This is a genomic window from Rivularia sp. UHCC 0363 (genome assembly GCF_034931125.1).
In the GTDB taxonomy this organism is placed as follows: domain Bacteria; phylum Cyanobacteriota; class Cyanobacteriia; order Cyanobacteriales; family Nostocaceae; genus Rivularia.
In genome coordinates, this window is sequence record NZ_JAYGHM010000082.1 from 1 (window position 1) to 7,132 (window position 7,132).

At 34.5% G+C, this 7,132-nt stretch carries 2 protein-coding genes; both read left to right on the forward strand.

Going from position 1 to position 7,132, the window contains the following annotated elements:
- The first annotated feature begins 209 nt into the window (after positions 1-209).
- Positions 210-5,516 (forward strand): ATP-binding sensor histidine kinase, encoded by a 5,307-nt coding sequence (locus tag VB797_RS30415; protein ID WP_323241508.1) that lies wholly within the window; start codon positions 210-212, stop codon positions 5,514-5,516.
- 193 nt (positions 5,517-5,709) lie between these two features.
- A partial coding sequence (locus VB797_RS30420) for an ATP-binding protein (RefSeq protein WP_323241509.1) occupies positions 5,710-7,132 on the forward strand: 1,423 nt, incomplete at its 3' end.

Consider the following 7,132-nt stretch of genomic DNA (forward strand, 5'->3'; position numbering starts at 1 on the left):
GTTATATTCTCCTTGTCCCTTCTCTCCCCATCTCCCCATCTCCCCATCTCCCTATCTCCCCATCTCCCCATCTCCCCATCTCCCCATCTCCCCATCTCCCTATCTCCCCATCTCCCTATCTCCCTATCTCCCCATCTCACCCTATGTGATAGAAAAATCAAACAACGGGGAACTCTAAGCTTAAGAACTTTATAAATGAGCGTATAACAATGGCGATTATTACTGGTTATGAGATTATCGAACAAATTTATGAAAGCAGTAATTCTACGGTTTACCGGGGAAGAAAAGAACAAGGTGAATTAGTTATCCTTAAGGTACTTAAGCAAGATTGTTTGAATTCCTTACATTTGACTCGCTATAAGCAAGAGTATGAAATCATTCGTAATATAGACCATCCAGGAATTATCAAAGCTTACGATTTACAACATGATAATTCTGTGGTGATGATTCTAGAGGACTTTGGGGGAGAATCACTCAAGAATTTACTTGAACAACAGGAATTTAGTTTGCCCGAATGTTTATCAATTGCCTGTAAAATTACTGAGAGTTTGGCTCAAATTCACGCAGCGCAAGTTATTCATAAGGATATTAATCCTAGTAATACCGTTTTTAATCCCGTTACTAAACAACTGAAAATCATCGATTTTGGTATTTCTACAAAATTGGGGAGCGAACATACACCTTTATCTAGTCCGAATGCTTTAGAGGGAACTTTAGCATATATTTCTCCAGAACAAACGGGAAGAATGAATCGTTCTCTTGATTACCGCACGGATTTCTACTCTTTGGGGGTAACTTTGTATCAATTATTTACCCGTCAGCTACCTTTTAGAGCTAATGACGCTATGGAGTTGATTCATTGTCACCTAGCTAAAAAACCTGTTGCTCCTCATGCAATTAATTCTCAAATTCCTCCGATGATTTCGGCTATTGTGATGAAGTTGATGGCAAAAACGGCTGAGGAACGCTATCAAAGTGTTTGGGGTATTAAGAAAGATTTGGAAATTTGTTTGCAACAATTGCATAAATTTGGTTGCATTACTGATTTTGATTTAGGTAAAGAGGATATTTCTGACCAATTTTATATTCCTCAAAAGCTATATGGTCGGGAACAAGAACGCTCTAATTTGTTAGCTGCATTTGAACGAATTATAACCGCACATAGTAAAGCGGAAATGATTTTGGTTACGGGTTATTCGGGAATTGGAAAATCTGCTTTGGTAAAAGAAATTTATCAACCAATTACTCGTCAACGTGGTTATTTTATAACGGGAAAATTCGACCAGTTTCAACGAAATATTCCTTATGCTGCGATAGTCAATGCTTTGAGCAGATTAGTACGACAGCTTTTGACTGAAAGTGACGTACATTTACAACAATGGAAACAAAAGCTGTTATCTGCTGTTGAACCGAATGCTCAAATAATTATAGATGTAATTCCGGAAGTAGAATTAATTATCGGTAAGCAACCGACTGTAGAAGAGTTAACAGGAAGTGAAGCCCAAAATCGGTTTAATGAGGTTTTTCTAAACTTTATTCGCGTTTTTTGTCAAGGAACACATCCACTAGTTTTATTTATAGATGATTTACAGTGGGCAGATTCGGCAAGTTTACAGTTAATTGAATTGATGATGACGGACAATCGGATGCATCATCTATTGTTGATTGGTACTTATCGAGATAATGAAGTTGATGCAAATCATCCTTTAATTATTTTACTGGAAAGACTGGATGGAACGGCTATAAATAAAATAAATTTGACTGCTCTCAATCAAGATAATATTACTAACTTAATTGCCGATACTTTACATAGAAATATAAATGATGTTAAATCTCTGGCAAAATTAGTTGTTGATAAAACTGACGGTAATCCTTTCTTTGTCAATCAATTTCTTTATACTTTACATTCAGAAAACCTGATTTATTTTCAATTTCCTCAAGGAGAACAAAAACCGAGATGGGAATGGGAGCTTGAGCAAATCAAAGCAATGGATATCACCGATAATGTTGTGGAATTGATAGTAGACAAATTAATAAAACTTCCATCCTCCACTCAGAAGGTCTTGCGTTTAGCAGCCTGTATCGGTAATCACTTCACTTTAGGTATTTTAGCAATTGTCAGCGAACTTACTTTAATGGAAGCTTTCCAAAATTTAGAAGTTTCTATTCAACAAGGTTTCGTATTACCAACTTCACGATTGGAGTTTGTTGAGAAAGAAAACGTTGATTCCCAACTTGTTATTTATAATTTTAAATTTCTCCACGATAGAGTTCAACAAGCAGCTTACGTTTTGATTCCAGAATATGAAAAACAAGCAGTTCATTTACAAATTGGTTGGCTACTACATTCTAAATTTTCCGCACAAGAGAAAAGAAAATACTTTTTTGAGTCTATAGATCACTTAAATTTAGGTCGCAAATTAATTATCGATTATCAGGAAAAACTAGAACTAGTAAAACTAAATTTATCTGCGGCTAAAAAAGCTAAGGATACTATTGCATATGATGCTGCAAGAAATTATTTAATTATTAGTAAAGAGGAATTACCTACTAATAGCTGGCTTAGATTTTACGAGCTAACTTTAGAAGTATATAAACTGCTTGCCGAAGTTGAATATTTGAACGGTAATTTTACAGAATCAGAAACTTTAATTGAGTTAATCGCTCAAAAAGCAAAAAATTCTGTAGAAAAAGCAGATATTTACAACTTGTTAATAATTCAATATACCTTATTAGGTAAGTTGGAGCGAGCGATAGAAGCCGGGAAAGCAGGGTTACAATATCTTGGCTTTGATTTACCAGAAAATAATTTAGATGAAGCCTTAGAAGCAGAATTTGTCAAAGCTAATAAGTTTCTTGAGGGAAAAGAAGTAGCTTCATTAATCAACCAACCTAAGATGACAATACCGGACAAAATTATTGCGCTTAAGATATTAATAAATATCGATCCACCATGTTATTTAACAGATCAAAAACTTTATAGTTTAGTTGTCCTCAAAATGCTTAACCTATCTTTAGAATACGGTAATTTAGCAGAATCAGTAAAAGGCTATAGCAATTATGGAATTTTATTAGGTTCAATATGGGGAAAATATCAAGAAGGTTACGAATTTGCAATATTGGCTCTTAAAATTAGTGATAAATATCGTAATCTTAATCAAAAATGTAAAGCTTGTTTTGTTTTGACAGCCTTTCAAATTTTTTGGGTAAGACACGTTAGGTTAACAAATGATATTGCTATTACGGGATTTCAAGCTGGTCTAGAATCTGGAGATCTACAATTTTGTGGATATATATTAGCTTGTCAGCTATTTAATAATTTGCATCAAGGTGTCAGTATTGATAAGTTGCTTTGTGAAACTAATAATAGTTTACAGTTTGTCACTAAAAATAAAAATCAAACAGCGAATGATATTATTTGGGCTGCAAAACTATGTTTAATTAACCTAAAAGGTGAAACTAATGAATTACTTAATTTTGATAGTTCCCAATTGAGTGAAGTAGACTATCTACAAAACTGCTGGGAACAAAAAAGCTATATGCCTTTATTTTATTACTATACTTTAAAGTCTTTCACTCTGTATTTATACGATCAACCAGTTGAAGCTCTAGAAGCAATTATTGAAGCAGAAAAATTATTAGAATACGTTGTTGGGATAATTGCTGTTGCCGATCGTAATTTTTATCAGTCTTTAATTTTAACAGCACTATATCCCGCTGCAACTTTTCTCGAACAAAAACAATATTGGCATCAATTAGAACGCAATCAAAAGCAAATGAAAATTTGGTCTGATAATTGTGAAGCTAATTTTTTACATAAATATTTAATTATAGAAGCGGAAATAGCGCGAATTTCTGGCAATAAATTAGAAGCAATGGAACTATATGACTTAGCGATTGCTTCCGCAAATACATATGGATTTATCCAAAATGAAGCTTTAACTTATGAATTAGCTGCAAAGTTTTGGTTTGGGATGAATAAAGAAGATTTTGCTCAGTTTTATCTCCGCAAAGCCTATTATTGCTATCAAATTTGGGGTGCTAAAAATAAAGTAGCAGATTTAGAAAGTCAATATTGCTTCTGGTTAAACCCAAAACTGACAAAATTCTCGAATGCTTTAAACACAAAAACTACAAATTATCAAACAACTATCACTCAATCTACAACTACTGATTTGGGAGAATCGTTAGATATTGAAACCGTTTTTAAAGTTTCTCAGACTATCTCTAACGAAATATTGTTATCTGAGTTAATAGAGAAATTGATGAAAATAGTAATTGAAAATGCCGGAGCGCAAACAGGTTATTTAATTTTCGTCAGCGACGATCAACTGATTATTGAAGCGGTAATCAATACTGATATAGAGGTAGAATTCAAACATTCTCTTCCCATTACAGCTTTCAATAATTTACCAATTTCAGCGCTCAATTATGTTGTGAGAACTCACACCGATGTTTTACTTAATGAAGCCAATACGGCTGCTGAATTTGCTGATGATGCCTATTTTATAGCGCAAAAGCCTAAATCTGTTTTATGCATTCCTCTAAAGCATCAAGGTATTTTAGTTGCTATTCTTTACTTAGAAAATAATCTTAGTACCGCAGCTTTTCCCCCACAACGTTTAAAGTTACTTAAACTCATCTGTTCTCAAGCAGCTATTTCGATCAAAAATGCTAGTCTTTACAACACCCTCGAACAAAAAGTAGCACAACGAACTCAAGAACTTTCTCAAGCTTTAGAAAATTTAAAAGCAACTCAAAAACAACTTGTAGAATCCGAGAAGATGGCTGCGTTGGGTAGTTTAGTTGCAGGAGTAGCGCATGAAATCAACACTCCTGTAGGTACTAGTATCACCGCTGCTTCTATTTTAAAAGACGAAACCACTACTTTTAACCATGCTGTCAAACAAGGACAATTAAAACGTTCATCCTTAAATAACTATCTCGAAATTGCTAACGAAACTAGCGTTTTGATCTTAAATAATCTCAACCGTGCTTCAGATTTGATTCAAAGTTTCAAACAAGTTGCCGTTGATTCTTCCCATTTAGAAAAACGTACCTTTGCTATCAAACCATATATTGAAGAAATTTTATCCACTCTTGCACCAAAATTTAAATATACCGCTCTAACTTTGACTGTAGAAGGTGACAGTAACATTCAAATCGATACTTACCCAGGTGCGATCGCGCAAATTGTCACCAATTTAACGATGAATTCCCTCAATCACGCTTATCAACCGGGAGAAGCGGGACAACTACGTTTTCAAATTACTCAACATCAGGATACAGTCACGATTGAATACAGTGATGATGGTTGCGGGATTCCCACAGAAAATTTAGGTAAAATATTTGAACCCTTCTTTACTACCGCAAGAAACCAAGGTGGTACCGGATTGGGATTGCATATTGCTTATAACCTCATAACTCAAAAACTTCAAGGCAAAATTAATGTTAAAAGTCAAGTTGATTTGGGAACAATATTTATAATCACATTACCTGTATCTTTTGTTGATTAATCACTTACCACACTTAATATATAGGATTACTCCGCAGAATTTCAAAAAAGACTAAGTACATTTTCTATTCCCCGTTCCCTATTCCCTGTTCCCTAACCCCTACGAGTTATATGGCTACGTCACGCTTCGCGTACAGAAATCAAAACGGATTGGTATAGAGGCATTAATTATTCCAAATTAGGATTATAACTATATGACAGTTAACAGCAACCTTAATCTTTCAGAAGCAGACGATGATATTTTAGTCTTTGATTCAGAAGAAGCCGATAATGCGGTAAATGTAAATATAGCTCCCACAGAAACTTGGAAAATTCTGGTCGTAGATGATGAACCCGCAGTACACCAAGTAACTCAATTAGCTTTAAAAAACTTTGTTTTCTCAGGAAAATCTTTAAGTTTCTTTTCTGCATATTCAAGTCAAGAAGCTAAGCAATTAATCGTTGCTCATCCCGATACTGCTTTAATTTTACTTGATGTAGTTATGGATACTAACAATGCAGGTTTAGAGGTAGTTCAATACATCCGTGAAGAATTAAAAAATAGACGAGTGCGGATTATTTTACGCACCGGACAACCTGGAGATGCACCGGAAGAGTCGGTGATGATTAACTATGATATTAACGATTACAAACTTAAAGTTGAACTTACTAGACAGAAGTTAATTACTACTACCATTGCTGCGTTACGTTCTTATCGCGATATTATTATTATCGAAGAGCAATCTATCAAATTAGCTGAGGCTTTAGAAAATGTCCAGAAAACTCAATTTCAGTTAGTGCAAAGCGAAAAAATGTCCGCATTAGGTAACTTAGTCGCGGGAGTCGCACATGAAATTAATAATCCAGTTGGTTGCGTTTCTGGTAACTTAAGAATTGCGCGAGAATCCATAGACAATCTATTCGGACTTATTAACTTATATCAAAAATATTATCCTAATCCAGAGCCAGAAATCGAAGAAGAAATCGCCGAAATAGATTTAGAATATTTGCGGGAAGATTTACCCAAGTTATTTAATTCTCTCAAAGTTAGCTCCGAACGCATTCGCAATATTAGTATTAGTCTACGTACTTTTTCCAGAGCAGATACCGAACATAAAATACCTGTGAATATTCATGAAGGAATTGATAGCACTATTCTGATTCTCAAACACCGCTTAAAAGCTTCGGAGTCATATCCGGAAGTTAAAGTAATTAAAAACTATAGTAATTTACCTTTAATTGAATGTTATTCTGGACAACTCAATCAGGTATTCATGAATTTACTAGCTAACGCAATCGATGCTTTAGAAGAATCCAATGTAGGGAAAACATTTGAACAATTAGAAGCAAATCCCAATCAAATTACAATCAGTACCAGTTTAACCGCAGACGAAAATTTTGCGGTAATTAAAATTGCAGATAATGGTTTAGGGATTTCCGAAGAAATTCAGCAGAGAATCTTTGAAAACTTATTTACAACAAAAGCAGTAGGAAAAGGGACGGGATTAGGTTTATCAATTGCTCGTGAAATTATTGTAGAAAAACACGAAGGAAATTTGACTTTTAACTCAGAAATCGGGAAAGGAACAGAGTTTGCGATCGCGATTCCGGTAAAGTCAGATGATAGTACTCCACCAC

What these genes read in the sequence shown, in the direction of transcription:
- VB797_RS30415 (WP_323241508.1), top strand. Translation starts at nt 210, where the DNA reads ATGGCGATTATTACTGGTTATGAGATTATCGAACAAATTTATGAAAGC.